This window comes from Streptomyces sp. NPDC050560, from assembly GCF_044457285.1.
GTDB lineage: Bacteria > Actinomycetota > Actinomycetes > Streptomycetales > Streptomycetaceae > Streptomyces.
In genome coordinates this window covers 1-15,052 of sequence record NZ_JBITGT010000026.1, presented here as the reverse complement: position 1 = coordinate 15,052, position 15,052 = coordinate 1, and the positions used below count along the sequence as shown (strand labels likewise).

At 72.0% G+C, this 15,052-nt stretch carries 14 protein-coding genes; 7 read left to right on the top strand and 7 right to left on the bottom strand.

What is annotated here, in order from left to right; all coding sequences use genetic code 11:
- Window positions 1–301: 301 nt before the first annotated feature.
- Window positions 302–2,896: an FHA domain-containing protein gene (locus ACIBIW_RS35735; RefSeq protein WP_399342548.1), complete on the top strand. Its 2,595-nt coding sequence runs from the start codon at window positions 302–304 to the stop codon at window positions 2,894–2,896.
- 220 nt (window positions 2,897–3,116) lie between these two features.
- Here ACIBIW_RS35735 and ACIBIW_RS35730 read toward each other — a convergent pair whose 3' ends face one another.
- The 3 genes from ACIBIW_RS35730 to ACIBIW_RS35720 all read right to left on the bottom strand — a co-directional run bounded on the left by ACIBIW_RS35730 (window position 3,117) and on the right by ACIBIW_RS35720 (window position 6,062).
- Window positions 3,117–3,956 carry a transglycosylase SLT domain-containing protein gene (locus ACIBIW_RS35730; protein WP_399342545.1) on the bottom strand — a complete coding sequence of 280 codons (840 nt, stop codon included), beginning with the start codon at window positions 3,954–3,956 and terminating at the stop codon, window positions 3,117–3,119.
- Between the two features lie 322 nt (window positions 3,957–4,278).
- Window positions 4,279–5,361, bottom strand: a complete 1,083-nt coding sequence (locus tag ACIBIW_RS35725) for an S-adenosylmethionine:tRNA ribosyltransferase-isomerase (protein WP_399342543.1) — start codon at window positions 5,359–5,361, stop codon at window positions 4,279–4,281.
- On the bottom strand, window positions 5,358–6,062 hold the full coding sequence (locus ACIBIW_RS35720) for an SDR family NAD(P)-dependent oxidoreductase (protein ID WP_399342541.1): 705 nt from the start codon (window positions 6,060–6,062) through the stop codon (window positions 5,358–5,360). The genes ACIBIW_RS35725 and ACIBIW_RS35720 overlap by 4 nt, the downstream gene beginning before the upstream one ends.
- 195 nt (window positions 6,063–6,257) lie before the next feature.
- On the opposite strand from ACIBIW_RS35720, the gene ACIBIW_RS35715 reads away from it, so the two are divergent.
- Together ACIBIW_RS35715 and ACIBIW_RS35710 are read left to right on the top strand one after the other, a co-directional pair.
- The gene (locus ACIBIW_RS35715) at window positions 6,258–7,403 is read left to right on the top strand and encodes a GAF domain-containing sensor histidine kinase (protein WP_399342540.1); all 1,146 of its coding nucleotides are present in this window, start codon (window positions 6,258–6,260) and stop codon (window positions 7,401–7,403) included.
- Window positions 7,396–8,076, top strand: coding sequence for a response regulator (locus ACIBIW_RS35710; RefSeq protein ID WP_399342538.1), 681 nt, complete (start codon window positions 7,396–7,398; stop codon window positions 8,074–8,076). Before ACIBIW_RS35715 ends, ACIBIW_RS35710 begins: the two co-directional genes overlap by 8 nt.
- Window positions 8,077–8,148: 72 nt before the next feature.
- Here ACIBIW_RS35710 and ACIBIW_RS35705 read toward each other — a convergent pair whose 3' ends face one another.
- A complete protein-coding gene (locus tag ACIBIW_RS35705; RefSeq protein WP_399342535.1) occupies window positions 8,149–8,937 on the bottom strand; it encodes a hypothetical protein in 789 nt (262 codons plus the stop codon).
- Window positions 8,938–9,129: 192 nt separating this feature from the next.
- Between ACIBIW_RS35705 and ACIBIW_RS35700 the strand changes: the two genes are divergently transcribed.
- The 3 genes from ACIBIW_RS35700 (at window position 9,130) to ACIBIW_RS35690 (ending at window position 11,641) form a co-directional block, all read left to right on the top strand.
- Complete coding sequence (locus tag ACIBIW_RS35700) at window positions 9,130–9,921, top strand: ABC transporter ATP-binding protein (protein WP_399342533.1); 792 nt, start codon at window positions 9,130–9,132, stop codon at window positions 9,919–9,921.
- 112 nt (window positions 9,922–10,033) lie between these two features.
- Window positions 10,034–10,462 carry an NfeD family protein gene (locus ACIBIW_RS35695; RefSeq protein ID WP_399342531.1) on the top strand — a complete coding sequence of 143 codons (429 nt, stop codon included), beginning with the start codon at window positions 10,034–10,036 and terminating at the stop codon, window positions 10,460–10,462.
- A gap of 201 nt (window positions 10,463–10,663) precedes the next feature.
- Window positions 10,664–11,641: an SPFH domain-containing protein gene (locus ACIBIW_RS35690; RefSeq protein ID WP_399342529.1), complete on the top strand. Its 978-nt coding sequence runs from the start codon at window positions 10,664–10,666 to the stop codon at window positions 11,639–11,641.
- Window positions 11,642–11,782: 141 nt separating this feature from the next.
- On the opposite strand, the gene ACIBIW_RS35685 is transcribed toward ACIBIW_RS35690, so the two are convergent.
- The 3 genes from ACIBIW_RS35685 to ACIBIW_RS35675 form a co-directional block, all read right to left on the bottom strand.
- Entirely contained in the window at window positions 11,783–12,292 is a 510-nt protein-coding gene (locus ACIBIW_RS35685; RefSeq protein WP_399342528.1) for an HNH endonuclease, read from the bottom strand.
- 190 nt (window positions 12,293–12,482) lie between these two features.
- On the bottom strand, window positions 12,483–13,022 hold the full coding sequence (locus ACIBIW_RS35680; RefSeq protein ID WP_399342527.1) for a YbhB/YbcL family Raf kinase inhibitor-like protein: 540 nt from the start codon (window positions 13,020–13,022) through the stop codon (window positions 12,483–12,485).
- Between the two features lie 85 nt (window positions 13,023–13,107).
- Window positions 13,108–13,890 (bottom strand): sporulation protein, encoded by a 783-nt coding sequence (locus tag ACIBIW_RS35675; RefSeq protein WP_399342525.1) that lies wholly within the window; start codon window positions 13,888–13,890, stop codon window positions 13,108–13,110.
- 210 nt (window positions 13,891–14,100) lie between these two features.
- Between ACIBIW_RS35675 and ACIBIW_RS35670 the strand changes: the two genes are divergently transcribed.
- Window positions 14,101–14,742: a DNA-3-methyladenine glycosylase gene (locus tag ACIBIW_RS35670; protein ID WP_399342523.1), complete on the top strand. Its 642-nt coding sequence runs from the start codon at window positions 14,101–14,103 to the stop codon at window positions 14,740–14,742.
- Window positions 14,743–15,052: the final 310 nt, after the last annotated feature.

Sequence of the window (15,052 nt, the reverse complement as noted above, 5' to 3'; positions counted from 1 at the left end):
CCGGGCGGCGCGGCCGTGACACGCGGGGGCGCACGGCGCGGTGGCACGTGGGGGCCGCGCACGGCGCGGGGGGCCGCGCACCATACCCCAAGGGCAGTTGTACCGCAGGGGAAACACAAGGCTGCGACGCCCCTGTGGACACTGGTGAGTACCTCGTACGCACTTTTCACAAGGCCCGACTTTCGGTCAGGCGGGTGGGCCTGAAATAGTTCCCCACGTTGTTCGACATCCCTAGACTCCCCATGACGGGGGGACTCCCCATGACGGGGGTAAACCGGGGGACAAATCAGTGGGGCGTGGAGTGCCGGAACTCGTACTGGAATTGAACGGAAGGACCTGGACCCTCGATCCGTCCAGGCCATACACCATCGGGCGGGACCCGCAGGGTGACATCGCGCTCGACGACGCCCGCGTCTCGTGGCGGCACGCCACGGTGAGCTGGAACGGGCGCGGCTGGGTCATCGAGGACCACGGCAGCACCAACGGCACCTTCGCCCAGGGACAGCGGGTCCAGCAGGTGGAGATCGGCCCGGGGGCCGTGGTGCACCTGGGCAACGCGACCGACGGTCCGCGGCTCAACGTGCACGGCGCGCCCGCGGCCGCCGCGATGTCGGCGCCCCCCGCGCAGCAGCAGGCCCAGCAGGCGCCGCCGCAGCAGCAGCCGTACGCCCCGCAGCAGGGCGCGGCCGGCTGGGCGCAGCAGGCGCCGCCGCAGCAGATGCCCCAGCAGCCGCAGCAGCAGCCGGTTCAGCAGGTCCCCCCGCAGCCCGGGCCCTCGCAGGGCGGCTGGGGCGGCCCGCAGGGCGGCGGCCAGTTCCCGCAGCAGCCGCCGCAGCAGCAGGGCCCCGGCGGCGGCGCGGGTGCGGCGCCCCCGGTCTACGGCGACCGCAGCCCGACCACGTTCCACCAACTCTCGCTCGGCCGGGTGATGCGCATCGGCCGTGCGCTGGAGAACGACCTCGTGGTCTCCGACCTCCAGGTCTCCCGCAACCACGCCGAGTTCCACGCGACGCCCGACGGCCGCTTCGAGATCCACGACCTCGGCTCGCACAACGGCACGTACGTCAACGGCCAGCCGATCCCGAAGTCGGGCCGCGTCCTCATCGGGCCCAACGACATCGTCGGCGTCGGCCACTCCACGTTCCGGCTCGTCGGCGACCGGCTGGAGGAGTTCGTCGACACCGGCGAGGTCTCCTTCTCCGCGCGCCATCTGACGGTCACCGTCGACGGCGGCAAGCAGATCCTCAAGGACGTCTCGTTCGGCGTCCCGGAGAAGTCCCTCATCGCCGTCATCGGCCCCTCGGGCTCCGGCAAGTCCACCCTGCTGAAGGCGCTCACCGGCTACCGCCCGGCCAACCAGGGCGACGTCCTGTACGACAACAGGAACCTCTACAAGCAGTTCGCCGAGCTGCGCCAGCGCATCGGCCTCGTGCCGCAGGACGACATCCTCCACAAGGAGCTGTCGGTGCGTAAGGCGCTGAAGTACGCGGCCAAGCTGCGCTTTCCCGCCGACACCACGGAGCAGGAGCGCGCGGCCCGTATCGACGAGGTGCTGCGCGAGCTGAAGCTGGACATCCACAAGGAGAAGAAGGTCACCTCGCTCTCCGGCGGCCAGCGCAAGCGCGTGTCGGTCGCCCTTGAGCTGCTGACCAAGCCGTCGCTGATCTTCCTGGACGAGCCCACCTCGGGCCTCGACCCGGGCATGGACCGCGACGTGATGCAGTTGCTGCGCGGCCTCGCGGACGACGGGCGCACCGTCCTCGTCGTCACCCACTCGGTGGCCGAGCTGGCGATCTGCGACAAGCTCCTCGTGATGGCGCCCGGCGGCTCCGTGGCCTACTTCGGGCCGCCCGAGGAGGCGCTGAACTTCTTCGGCTACCAGACCTGGGCCGACGTGTTCTCCGCCTTCGAGGAGTACCGCGACTACGACTGGGCGGGCCGCTGGAAGGGCTCGCAGCACTACCAGATGTACGCCGCGGACATCGACTCCGTCGCCGCGCAGTCGGTGCAGATGCCGCCGCCGCAGGCGGTCAAGCCGCCCAAACCGCAGCCCTGGGGCGCCCAACTGCTGACCCTGGTCAGACGGTATGTGTCCGTCATCGCCTCCGACCGCGGGTTCATCGCCCTGATGGTGATCCTGCCGGCGGTCCTCGGCATCGTGAGCGTGGTCATCCCGACGGACTTCGGGCTCAAACCGCCGCCGCACGGGAAGTTCAACAGCAACGCGGGCACGATCATGCTGATCCTCGCGGTCGGCATGTGCTTCGCGGGCGCCGCCAACTCCGTACGAGAACTGATCAAGGAACGGGTCATCTACGAGCGGGAACGCGCGACCGGCCTTTCGCGCTCCGCCTATCTGATGTCCAAGGTGATCGTCCTCGGTGTGACCACCGCGTTCCAGGGCGTCATCATCTGCGGCATCGGCTTCTCCAGCCGCGAGATGCCCGACGAGGGCGTGGTGCTGTCGAGCATGCCGTCCGTCGAGCTGTGCCTGGTGATCATCGCCCTCGGCTTCACCTCGATGATGTTCGGCCTGGTGATCTCCTCCCTGGTGAAGACCGCGGAGAAGACCATGCCGCTGCTGGTGATGTTCGCCATCGTGCAGGTCGTGTTCACCGGTGTCCTCTTCCAGATCTACGGCTCGATCGGCGTCGAGCAGATCGCCTATCTGATGCCGTCGCGCTGGGCGATCGCGGCGGCGGCCGGCACGCTGCAACTACAGACGGTGATGCCGCCCTGGGACCCGAAGAACCCCGGCGACGTGGACCCGCTGTGGGACCCCACCGCGGCCCAGTGGGTGACGAACATCGGCATCCTCGTGCTCATCGGCGTCATCTGCGGCTTCGCCGTGGCCCGGCTGCTGCGCCGCCACGAGCCCGAGGTGATGCGCAAGTGACACGCGGCGAAAACCGCGCAGCCCGCACCCCCATGGCCGACGCGGGGCCCGGAAAGGCCGGTAGAGCGGGCCCCGTACGAGAACCGGGAAATTCCGCCGAGTAGGGCGAGGAAGGGCGCGGAAGGGCGACGAAGGGCGGCACCCGGGGGGTGCCGCCCTTTTCACGTCGCTGGGACTCAGAGGTCCCGAGGAGCCCCAGTGGCGAGGCCGTCAGGAACTCTCAGTACGCGCTGTTCACGTTGTCCATCGAGCCGTAACGGTCGGCGGCGTAGTTCGCCGCGGCGGTGATGTTGGCGACCGGGTCGTAGATGTTCCAGGAGGTCCCGGACACGTGGTACGTCTTGAACGTGGGCGGGATCACCTGGAGCAGGCCCTTGGACGGAATGCCCATACGGGCATTGACATCCCAGTTGTTGATGGCCTGCGGGTTACCGCTCGACTCCCGGAGGATGTTGCGGTATAGGCCGTTGTACGTGCCCGGGATGCCGTGCTTCTTCATGATGGACAGGGATTCCTTGATCCATCCGTTCAGGTTGTTCGCGTAGACCGGCTTGCGCTCGGCGGCGCGGCTCGCGGCCTCCTTGGCCTGGTGGGCCTGGGCGGCCTTCTCCTTCTCGGCCTTCGCGACCGCGGCGGCGCGGACCTGGGCGGCCTCCTTGACGGCGGCCTCCTTCTTGTCCTCGGCCTTCTCGGCCGCCGCCTTCGCGACCGCGTCACGCTCGACCTTTATCTGCGAGGTCGCGTCCTGGTCGGCGCCCGCGAGCTGGTTGGTCACGCTCGCGTGCGCGTCCTTGATCTCGTGGCCGCCCTGGGCGGACCACGACACCGGCGCCTTGGCGTCCGCGTGGGCGGAGCCCTCCGCGTCGTGCGGGGCGAGGGACACGGCGAGCGCGGCGGCACCGAGGGTCGCGACACCGGCGACCGTCACCTTGTGGGTCCTGGTCAGCGTGATGCTGCTGCCAGGCTTCGTATCGCGTCGTAGGAAGGCGGGGCGTTCGGGAAGACTGGGGCGCTTGTCGAGAATGGCCGGGCGTTTGGGCAGAGCAGTGCGCTTGAACATAGCTTTCTGGACCTCTTCGAATGGGGGAGATCGCTCGTCCGGCAGGGACAGATGTTTCCGGCACAAACGCCGCGGGTAAGTCCGCGACGTCGAGCGACGGCAGCCATTCTTAGCGGCCGCAAAATTCTGTGGCAAAGGTGTGACGTACGAAAGCAGATAGTGGTGACCGGGGCGCACGAGTACAAAGAGCCACGCCGTTTTACCCGCTCAAAGTGGGCAGAAAGCACCACTAGGAATGTTCGTACGTGATGTGGGCCCTATGCGCGGGCTCACATGACACGGTCTTTATTCTCACGCGTTGTCGCCGGTGCAATGCCCTGGGTCAGCGCCTCCGCGCCTTCTCCCGGGCCCCCTCGGGCAGCAGCAGATGCACATCGCCGAACTCATGCCACAGATAGCGGTGCGCCAGCGCCTCCCGGTATCCGCGCTCCACCGCGGCCCGCCCCGCCACGGCCTCCAGCATCAGCAGATGCGACGCCCCGGGCTCGTGCAGCCCGGTCAGCAGCCCGTCCACCGCCCGTACCCCGCGCTCCGGCGTCACCACCAGGTCCGTCCAGCCGCCCGCCGCCCGCACCGCCCCGGCGCCGTCCACCGCGGACTCCACGGCGCGCACCGCCGTCGTCCCCACCGCGACCACCCGCCCCCCTGCGGCCCGCGCGGCGTTCAGCAGCCGCGCCGACGCCCGGGGCACCCGGAAGCGCTCCGGGTACGGCGGCTCGTGCGCCTCGGCGGACGCCACCCCGGTGTCGAGGCGCACCGGCGCGAACCCCACCCCCCGGCTCACCAGCTCCGTCACCAGCGCCGCCGTGAAGGGCCGCGCCGCGCTCGGCATCTCCGCGCTGCCCGAGCCGTCGCGCCGCGGCAGCGCGAACACCGTCTGGTACGCCGCGAGCGGCTGGTCACGCAGCGTGTAGGCGTACCGGATGGGCCTGCCGTACCGGCCGAGCAGCCCCGGCACGTCCGCCACCGACACCCGCGACCACCACAGCCGCCCGCCCCCGGCCGCCAGCGGCTCTTCGAGCACGAGGCCCGCCCCGCCCGGCAGCTTGACCTGCGCGCCCGCGGGGCCGCCCGCACGCGCGTGTGTGGCGCCCGAGCCGTCGGGCTCCCGCAGCTCCACCGCCCAGCGCCCGTCGTCGCCCCGGGTGGAGAAGTGCACCACCACACGCGCACCGCCCGCCTCGCCGTCCACCGCGGCAGGAAGCGTGGGGGAGGTGTTCACGACCAGCACGTCACCCGCCCGCAGCAGCCCCGGCAGCTCCCCGAACGCGTGATGCCCCACCTCCGCCCCCTCGGGCCCCCGCGACACCAGCAGCCGCACCGCGTCCCTGCCGAGCCCCGCGCCCCGCAGCTCCGCCGGGACCCGCGCCGACAGCTCCTCGGGCACCCGCTCCACCACGTTCACGACCGCACCCCCACGGCCAGCGAGGGCGCCGTGTACCTGCCGCTGGGCGGCCGCTCGTCCAGCAGCCGCAGGAAACCGGGCACGACCTCCTCCGGCAGCGGGCGCTCCCCGAAGTCCGGATCGTCGGGCACCGCCGCCCGGTACAGCTCGGTGCGCAGGTCGCCCGGGTCCACCGCCCACACCCGAAGCCCCGGCTCCTCCACCCCCAGCACCGCCGCCAGATGGTCGAGCGCCGCCTTCGACGCCCCGTAGCCGCCCCAGGTGCCGTACGCCTCCACGGCCGCGTCCGAGCTGACACACACCACCGCGCCCGCGCCCGACGCCCGCAGCAGTCCCAGCGCCTCCTGCGTCAGCGCGAGCGGCGCCACCACGTTCGTCTCCAGCGCGTCCCGCAGCCCCTCGGGCGGCAGCTCGCCGAGCGCCACGAGCGGCCGCGCCCCCAGCGCGCTCGCGTTGTGCACCAGCAGGTCGAGGCCCCCGAGCCCGCGCGCGGCCGCCACGAGGTCCGCGCGGTGCGCCCCGTCCGTGACGTCACCCGCCACCGGCACCACCCGCCCGCCGCCCGACAGCGACCGCGCCGCCGCCCCGAGCGCGGCCGCCCCGCGCGCGTCCAGCACCAGGTCCCAGCCCCGCCGCGCCAGCGCCACCGCCAGCGCCCTGCCGAGCCCCTTCGACGCCCCCGTGACCACAGCGACCGGCATGATGTCGTCCCCTTCCTGCTCGGCCCCGGGGACCCGCTCCCCGTCGGCGCTGCCACCGTAGGAACGCCGCGTGCCGCCCTGCCTCGTGCGCGAGGCGGGGCCCGCCGGGGCCCTTCGCCCTACGCCGAGCGCCCGAGACGACGGCCGCCCACCGGCCGATACGCACGGTCACACCCCGCCGGTACCGTGAGGGACATGAGTCACGGCCCCCGCTCCGGCCTGTACGCGGTCAGCTCCGCGCTGCTCGCCATGAGCCGCCAGATGGAGGTGCGCGACGTCCTCAAGACGATCGTCGCCTCCGCCCGTGAGCTGCTCGACGCCGAGTACGCCGCCCTCGGCGTCCCCGACGACCACGGCGGCTTCGCCCAGTTCGTCGTCGACGGCGTCAGCGACGCCCAGTGGAAGGCCATCGGCCCGCTGCCGCGGCAGCACGGCATCCTCGCCGCGATGCTCCACGAGCAGCACCCCCAGCGCCTCGCCGACGTACGCGAGGACCCGCGCTTCGAGGGCTGGCCCGCGGCCCACCCCGAGCTGTCCGACTTCCTCGGCCTGCCCATCAGGGACGGCGAGGAGACCATCGGCGCCCTCTTCCTCGCCAACAAGCGCTGCCCCCGCACCGACGGCGGCTGCGGCTTCACCGAGGGCGACCAGGAGCTGCTCGGCATCCTCGCCCAGCACGCCGCCATCGCCCTCACCAACGCCCGCCTCTACGAGCGCAGCCGCGAGCTGACCATCGCGGAGGAGCGCTCACGCCTCGCCCACGAGCTGCACGACGCCGTCAACCAGAAGCTGTTCTCGCTGCGCCTGACCGCCCAGGCCGCCGCCGCCCTCGTGGACCGCGACCCGGCACGCGCCAAGGGGGAGCTACAGGAGGTCGCCAGGCTCGCCGCCGAGGCGGGCGACGAGCTGCGCGCCGCCGTCGTCGAGCTGCGCCCCGCCGCCCTCGACGAGGACGGCCTCAGCGCCACCCTGCGCACCCAGATCCACGTCCTCGACCGCGCCCACGCCGCGCATGTGACCTACGCCTCGTGCGGCGTACGGGCGCTGCCCGCCGCCCAGGAGGAGGCCGTGCTCCGCGTCGCCCAGGAGGCCCTGCACAACGCCCTGCGGCACGCGGGCGCCGCACACGTCGACGTCCACCTCGGCCGCCGCGGCCGGGGCGCGGTGCTGCGCGTCACGGACGACGGCCGCGGCTTCGACCCGCGCGCGGTGCGCCGCGCGGGCCGCCACCTCGGCCTCGTCTCCATGCGGGACCGGGCGAGCGGCGTCGGCGGCGTGCTCACCGTCACATCCGAGCCCGGCAAGGGCACCACGGTCGAGATGGAGGTCCCCGGTGGCTGAGGACACCCCCGCACAGGGCCGCGCGGCCCGCCGCCGCGGCCCCGCCGTCCGCGTGCTGCTGGTCGACGACCACCAGGTGGTCCGCAGGGGCCTGCGCACCTTCCTTGAGGTCCAGGACGACATCGAGGTCGTCGGGGAGGCCGCCGACGGCGCCGAGGGCGTCGCCAGGGCCGAGGAGCTGCGGCCCGACGTGGTCCTCATGGACGTGAAGATGCCCGGCATGGACGGCGTCGAGGCGCTGCGCGTCCTGCGCGAGCACGGCAACCCCGCGCGTGTGCTCATCGTCACCAGCTTCACCGAGCAGCGCACCGTGATCCCCGCCCTGCGCGCGGGCGCCGCCGGCTACGTGTACAAGGACGTCGACCCCGACGCGCTCGCCGGGGCCATCCGCGCCGTGCACGCGGGACACGTCCTGCTCCAGCCCGAGATCGCCGGGGCCCTCCTCTCCCAGGACGCCTCGGGCGGCGGGGGCCGCGCGGGTTCCCTGACCGAGCGGGAGCGCGAGGTGCTCGGCCTCATCGCCGTCGGCCGCTCCAACCGGGAGATCGCCCGCACTCTGGTCCTCTCCGAGAAGACCGTGAAGACCCATGTGTCGAACATCCTGATGAAGCTCGACCTCGCCGACCGCACCCAGGCCGCCCTCTGGGCCGTACGCCACGGCGTCGCCGACTGACCCCGGCGCCCCCGCCAGCCACCCAGGACGGCCCGGGACCCCCGGCGCACACCCCCGGCCGCACCGGCCCGGTCAGCGCAGCCTGCGGTCCCGCTCCTCCACATACGCGTTGTACGCCGCCACCTGGGCCCGCCTCGCCGTACGCTCCACCGGGCGCAGCGCCTCCGCTCGCGCCGCCATCTCCGACGCGCTCACCGCACCGCCCTCCCCGCTCTCGTACGCCACCGCCACCACGAGCCCCACCCGCCGCGCCAGCTCCAACACCCGTACCGCGCGCGGCGGATACCCCGGGGCGAGCGGCTCGCCCTCCCCGTGCGCCCGCGCCCGGTAGGCGTCGATGGCCGCCTCGGCCGCGGGACCCGACGCCGCCACGTCGAGCCGCGCCAGCAGCTCCGTGGCGTCCCGCAGCGCCTGCGCAAGCTCACGCTCCGCCTCCCCGAGCGACGGCACGTCCGCGGGCGGCGCCTCCCGCACCGGCAGACAGTGCCACACCACCTCGACGTGCACGTCCCCCGCGGGTCCCGCCTCGTGCACCTCGGGCACAAGGCCGAGCGCCGCACCCTGGCACACCACCGCCTCCCCCGCGTCCAGGGCGCGCGCGTTGAACTCCGGCGGACCGCTGAGCCCCAGCGGGTGCCCGGGCACCGGCAGCGCCACCCTGAGGCCCGTCACCCCCAGCGCCCGCAGCCGCCCGAGCGCCAGCGAGAGCCCCACGGGACGCGGCTCGTCCGGCAGCCCCGCCACCCGGTGCGCCGCCTCCTCGCCGACCACGGCCGACACCGCGTCGTCGGGCGAGACCGAACCGGCCAGCAGGGCGTTCCCCCAAGCCGCCAACCGTCCTGAACGTGGTTCCGAGAGCATGCGCACCAGCCTAGAAGCACCCGGCCGCCCCCAGGACACCCACCGCCCGATCCGGCCCCGCCCCCGGCCAAGGACCGGCCGATGGGAAGGACCGTGTGAACGGTGGCGTAGGTTTTGTACGGGGGCGGCCCTCACAAGGCGCTGCGACAGCCGACACCGCATCGACACTGCAATTTGGGAGACAACGCGCTCATGAGCGATGTACTGGAGCTGGTGGACGTATCCCTGGTCCGCGACGGCCGGGCTCTGGTGGACCAGGTCTCCTGGTCGGTCAAGGAGGGGGAGCGCTGGGTCATCCTCGGACCCAACGGAGCCGGGAAGACCACCCTGCTCAACATCGCCTCCAGCTACCTCTTCCCCAGCACGGGCACCGTCAGCATCCTCGGCGAACAGCTCGGCAGAGTCGACGTCTTCGAACTGCGCCCCAGGATCGGCGTCGCCGGGGTCGCCATGTCGGAGAAGCTGCCCAAGCGGCAGACCGTGCTCCAGACCGTCCTCACCGCCGCCTACGGCATGACCGCGGGCTGGCAGGAGACCTACGAGGACATCGACGAGCAGCGCGCCCGCGCCTTCCTCGACCGCCTCGGCATGAACGACTACCTCGACCGCCGCTTCGGCACCCTCTCCGAGGGCGAGCGCAAGCGCACCCTCATCGCCCGCGCCCTCATGACCGACCCGGAACTTCTCCTCCTGGACGAGCCCGCCGCGGGGCTCGACCTCGGCGGCCGCGAGGACCTGGTGCGCCGCCTCGGACGGCTCGCCCGCGACCCCATCGCCCCCTCCATGATCATGGTCACCCACCATGTCGAGGAGATCGCCCCCGGGTTCACCCACGTCCTCATGATCCGCCAGGGCAAGGTGCTCGCCGCGGGCCCCCTCGAACTCGAACTCACCTCCCGCAACCTCTCCCTCTGCTTCGGCCTCCCCCTCCTCGTCGAGCAGCGCGGCGACCGCTGGACCGCGCAGGGCCTCCCCATGACGTGACCCGCCCGCGCGCCCCCGGACGCCCGGGCGCGCCTCCGTCCACCTCCCGCGCGCCTTCCCGCACTTGACAGAGGGTCTGTCCCGTCGGCGACCCCGCGCCTACCATGAACACGTGGACATTGACGCATGGGTCTGGTGGCTGGTCGGCGCCGTCGCACTCGGAATCCCGCTCGTGGTGACCGCCATGCCCGAGTTCGGGATGTTCGCCGTCGGCGCGGTCGCCGCCGCCGTCACGGCCGCGCTCGGCGGCGGGATCGTCCTCCAGGTCGTGGTCTTCGTGATCGTCTCCGTGGCCCTCGTCGCCGTCGTACGCCCCATCGCCAACAGGCACAGCACGGCACGCCCGGGACTCGCCACCGGCATCGACGCCCTCAAGGGCAAACAGGCCGTCGTGGTGGAGCGCGTCGACCAGGAGGGCGGCCGCATCAAGCTCGCGGGGGAGATCTGGTCCGCCCGCTCCCTCGATGCCTCCCAGAGCTACGAGGCCGGGGCCCAGGTGGACGTCGTCGACATCGACGGCGCCACGGCCATCGTCCTGTGACCACCGCCCCGGCACGCCACCCGCCCACGCGCCCCCGTACGCCCAACTCGCCCCGGCCGGACCCTTGTCAACTTGCCGGAAGCAGCACGACACGCCCGGGTGTCTGACACACTCGACGAACAAGATCTACAACAACCTCAGCAGGGTCCGGAACACGGGATCTTCTGGAACACCGAGGCAAGAAGGGTACGGGAAGCCACGATGGCACCGATCATCATCGTCCTGATCATTCTGGTGGTGCTGGTCTTCATCGCGCTGATCAAGACCATCCAGGTCATTCCGCAGGCGAGCGCCGCCATCGTCGAACGCTTCGGCCGCTACACCCGGACGCTCAACGCCGGGCTGAACATCGTGGTCCCGTTCATCGACTCCATCCGCAACCGCATCGACCTGCGCGAGCAGGTCGTGCCGTTCCCCCCGCAGCCGGTGATCACCCAGGACAACCTGGTGGTGAACATCGACACGGTCATCTACTACCAAGTCACCGACGCCAGGGCCGCCACCTACGAGGTCGCCAGCTACATCCAGGCCATCGAGCAGCTCACCGTCACCACCCTGCGCAACATCATCGGCGGCATGGACCTGGAGCGCACCCTCACCTCACGCGAGGAGATCAACGCCGCCCTGCGCGGTGTCCTCGACGAGGCCACGGGCAAGTGGGGCATCCGCGTCAACCGCGTCGAGCTGAAGGCCATCGAGCCGCCCACCTCCATCCAGGACTCGATGGAGAAGCAGATGCGCGCCGACCGTGACAAGCGCGCCGCGATCCTCCAGGCCGAGGGCGTCAGGCAGTCCGAGATCCTGCGCGCCGAGGGCGAGAAGCAGTCCGCCATCCTGCGCGCCGAGGGCGAGGCACGCGCCGCGGCCCTGCGCGCCGAGGGCGAGGCCCAGGCCATCCGCACCGTCTTCGAGTCCATCCACGCGGGCGACCCCGACCAGAAGCTGCTCTCCTACCAGTACCTCCAGATGCTCCCGAAGATCGCCGAGGGCGACGCCAACAAGCTCTGGATCGTGCCCAGCGAGATCGGCGACGCCCTCAAGGGCCTCTCCGGCGCCATCGGCAACTTCGGCCCCACGACACCCGGCGCCCCCACGGGTGGCGCCCCTGCCGCGCCCGCCGGCGCCGGCACCACCAAGACCGTCGGCGAACAGCGCCGCGAGCGCCCGCGCATCGACTGACACACGCCGCCCCGCGACACACCACGGGCCCGGGAGCACACGCCCCCGGGCCCGTCGCCCCCCCGTCCGCACCGCGGCCGCCTGGCTCACTCGCCCGCAAGGCCGCGGCACGGGGCTCGGGCCGCCAAAGCGGCCGTTGGCTCAGGCCGCCGCGGCGGCCGTCAGCCACCCGGGCAGCGCCTCCCGCTCGCCCTGCGCGAGGGCCAGCAGCATCGCGTCCGCGGGCGTCGGCTCGAACGGCCCGCGCAGCAGCGGCATCCCCGCCTGCTCCGGGGTCCGATCGGCCTTGCGGTGGTTGTCCTGCGAGCACGACGCCACCGTGTTCAGCCAGGAGTCGGCGCCGCCCTGCGAACGCGGCACCACATGGTCCACCGTGGTCGCCCGCCTGCCGCAGTACGCGCACCTGTGCTGGTCACGCACCAGCACACCCCGCCTCGACCACGGCGCACGTCTTCGAAACGGCACCCGTACGTAGCGGCACAGCCTGATCACCCGGGGCACCGGGAGGTCCACCAGCGCGCCGCGCACCCGCAGCGCGGGGTGCGCCTGCTCGACGACGGCCTTGTTCTGGAGCACCAGCACGATGGCGCGGTTCATCGTCACCGTCGACAGCGGCTCGAAACTCGCGTTGAGGACCAGCGTCTCCCGCATCCTGCCCACCTCCCGTGTGCGCCCCGCCCACCTCCCTGGCGGGCTGGGATCAACTCTGGCCGGGTACGCCGGGATGGACAACGCAATAAAAAGATGCCCGCCCCCGACCCACGCAAGGTCGAGGACGGGCGAACTCCTGGTGAACGCCGCGCTGTCGGCGCCCTCACGGACACCGGACGGGGCGACGCGCTCAGCCTCCGGCGGGCGCCGTGTACTCGCCGATGAGGTGGCCGCGCGCCAGCGTGTGGAACCGCAGGTTGAACCCGACGAACGCCGGGGTGGCGTCCGCCCCGGGGCCCAGCTTCTCCTGGTCCACCGCGTACACCGTGAACACATAGCGGTGCGCGGGGTCGCCCGCCGGGGGCGCGGCCCCGCCGAAGTCCCTGGTCCCGTAGTCGTTCCTGGCCTGCACCGCGCCCGCGGGCAGCCCCTCGAACGCCCCGGTGCCCGCGCCCGCCGGCAGCTCGGTCACCGACACCGGCAGGTCGAAGAGCACCCAGTGCCAGAATCCGCTGCCGGTCGGCGCGTCCGGGTCGAAGCAGGTCACCGCGAAGCTCTTGGTCTCCGCGGGGAAACCTGCCCACCGCAGGTGTGGCGAGGTGTTCCCGGCCGCGTAGACCTGGGCGTCCTTCAGCACCGCCCCCGCCGTGACGTCGTCGCTCGTCACCGTGAAGGACGGCACCTCGGGAAGGAAGTCATGGGGAAGCGGCGGCCTGATGGGCTCGGTCACAACGGCACCTCCTGGTGGTTCCAGCTCACTGCGCGCCCGGAGGGGGAGACCACCGGGCGCGACTCTTCGCCGACGAGCCTAGGACCTAGAACCAGTTGCGACGGCTACCGACCTCGGAGATCCAGTGGTTGAGGTAACCCGCCCAGTCGGTGGCGTGGAAGTCGTGCAGCCCCACCTGGAACGACCGGTAGGTGTCGCTGCCCTCGCTGAACAGGCCAGGCTTCTTGTCCATCTCCAGGACGACGTCCATCTCGCGGTCGTCCGCGACAAAGCTCAGCTCCACCTGGTTGAGACCGCGGTACTGCTGCGGCGGGTGGAACTCGATCTCCTGGTAGAACGGCAGCCGCTGCCGGGTGCCCCTGATGTGCCCCTGCTCCATGTCGGCGCTCTTGAAGTGGAAACCGAGCTGCCCGAACGCGTCGAGGATCGCCTGCTGGGCCGGCATCGGGTGCACCGTCACCGGGTCCAGGTCGCCCGAGTCCACCGCGCGTGCGATCTCAAGCTCCGTGGTCACCCCGATGTGCATCCCGTGCACCTCGCGGCCCCCGAACGCGGTGACCGGCGTCTCCCAGGGGATCTCCAGGCCGAAGGGCACCACGTGCACGGCACGCTCCTGGAGCGAGAAGGCACCGCCGAGCCGCACCTTGCCGAACTCCATGTTCCGCTTGTACTCGCCGTCGTTGGTCTCCACCTCCACCCTGGCCTGGAGCCCGACGGTGAGGCCCTGGATCTCCTGGTCGACCGAGCCGCCCTCGATGCGCACCTCGCCCTGGACCACCCCGCCCGGTACGACATTGACGTCGTTCAGCACCGTCTCGATCGACGCCCCGCCGGCCCCCATGCTCGCCAGCAGCTTCTTGAACCCCATGTCTCTCCTCCCCAGGCGTACGCCCGTGGTGCGAACCCTTGTGATGCGACTCGAACCCTCTCAACGCGAACGCGCGACGGCTGGTTCCACCGCGGGAACACTTCCGATTGCGATACGGACACGTTCCGCCGGGGCCGGGGACCCGCACGCCCGCCCCGTCCGCCCCTGGCCCGCCGGGCACCGCGCCCGCCGGTAGTACGCTCGGGCACCATGATCGAGGCACCCGACCGTACGCCCCTGGGACGGGACTTCTTCGACAGGCCCGTCCTCGAAGTCGCCCCCGACCTGCTCGGCCACACCCTGGTACGGAACACCCCCGGGGGCCCGATCGAACTCCGCCTCACCGAAGTCGAGGCGTACGCGGGCGAGATCGACCCCGGCTCCCACGCGTACCGCGGCCGCACCCCCCGCAACGACGTGATGTTCGGCCCGCCGGGACACGCGTACGTCTACTTCACCTACGGCATGTGGTTCTGCCTCAACGTCGTCTGCGGTCCCGAGGGCAGGGCGAGCGGGGTGCTGCTGCGCGCGGGGGAGGTCGTGGAGGGCGCGGACCTGGCCAGGAGCCGCCGCCTCGCGGCCCGTAACGACCGGGAGTTGGCGAAGGGCCCCGCGCGCCTCGCCACCGCGCTCGACGTGGACCGCGCGCTCAACGGCACCGATCTCTGCGGCGATCCCGGCGACCCGCTCTGCCTGCTGGCCGGTGACTCCGCGCCACCCGCGCGGGTGCGCAACGGGCCGCGGACGGGCGTCGCGGGGGAGGGGGCCGTCCATCCCTGGCGCTTCTGGATCGCCGACGACCCCACGGTCAGCCCCTATCGCGCCCATGCGCCGCGCAAGCGCCGGACTTGACTCCGGGTGGGGAGATCCGTAAGGTAGCCCGAGCCGCTTGAACCGGGTACGGCGTAAGCCAGCAGCCGGAAGCGGCCAACCACTACCTTTCGATCTTCCCCTGGCGGGGCTTCATTTCGCATGCCGAAATGTGGGCGCCGCCCCTGTGTGCTCCGTTCTGGGGCGCCCGGGAAATCGGTTATCGTAGTGAAAGCCGAGGGCCGCGAGGCCGCATTGGCATCCCGTTCCGGCCGGGAATCGGGTCCGAAAGGATCTGGTAGAGTCGGAGACACCGAAAGGGAAAGCGCCCGGAGGAAAGCCTGCTGAGTGT

Bases quoted from the DNA above. Each gene is read 5' to 3' on its own strand.
- ACIBIW_RS35675 (WP_399342525.1), bottom strand. From the start codon at position 13,890: ATGGGGTTCAAGAAGCTGCTGGCGAGCATGGGGGCCGGCGGGGCGTCG.
- ACIBIW_RS35690 (WP_399342529.1), top strand. From the start codon at position 10,664: ATGGCACCGATCATCATCGTCCTGATCATTCTGGTGGTGCTGGTCTTC.
- ACIBIW_RS35715 (WP_399342540.1), top strand. From the start codon at position 6,258: ATGAGTCACGGCCCCCGCTCCGGCCTGTACGCGGTCAGCTCCGCGCTG.
- ACIBIW_RS35705 (WP_399342535.1), bottom strand. From the start codon at position 8,937: ATGCTCTCGGAACCACGTTCAGGACGGTTGGCGGCTTGGGGGAACGCC.
- ACIBIW_RS35720 (WP_399342541.1), bottom strand. From the start codon at position 6,062: ATGCCGGTCGCTGTGGTCACGGGGGCGTCGAAGGGGCTCGGCAGGGCG.
- ACIBIW_RS35700 (WP_399342533.1), top strand. From the start codon at position 9,130: ATGAGCGATGTACTGGAGCTGGTGGACGTATCCCTGGTCCGCGACGGC.
- ACIBIW_RS35685 (WP_399342528.1), bottom strand. From the start codon at position 12,292: ATGCGGGAGACGCTGGTCCTCAACGCGAGTTTCGAGCCGCTGTCGACG.
- ACIBIW_RS35670 (WP_399342523.1), top strand. From the start codon at position 14,101: ATGATCGAGGCACCCGACCGTACGCCCCTGGGACGGGACTTCTTCGAC.
- ACIBIW_RS35730 (WP_399342545.1), bottom strand. From the start codon at position 3,956: ATGTTCAAGCGCACTGCTCTGCCCAAACGCCCGGCCATTCTCGACAAG.